The 323-nt window shown below is 64.4% G+C and carries 1 pseudogene; it reads left to right on the forward strand.

Going from position 1 to position 323, the window contains the following annotated elements:
• Positions 1–323, forward strand: a pseudogene (locus tag SB772_RS39720) (type VI secretion system tip protein VgrG); the annotation flags it as partial.

Raw genomic sequence — 323 nt, forward strand, 5'->3', positions numbered from 1 at the left:
CAGGCGAACGCCGAATACCTGGTGGTGTCCACCACGGTCGATATCCGCAATGTCGACGAGGCCAGCCGCCCGGCCGGTGCCGGTGCGCAATACCTGTGTGAAACGGACTTCGTGCTGCAGCCCGCCAACACGTTTTTCAAGAACCGGCAAAAGGCCAGGAAACCGCGGTGCGCCGGCGAGACGGCGATCGTGGTTGGCCCCACCGATCAGCCCATGTGGGTTGACGGCTACGCGCGGGTCAAGGTGCAGTTTGCGTGGGACCGGCTGGGCAACAACGACCAGAATTCCAGCATCTGGCTTCGCGTGTCCTCGCCGTGGCAGGG

It is taken from the genome of Paraburkholderia sp. SIMBA_030 (assembly GCF_046535245.1).
In the GTDB taxonomy this organism is placed as follows: domain Bacteria; phylum Pseudomonadota; class Gammaproteobacteria; order Burkholderiales; family Burkholderiaceae; genus Paraburkholderia.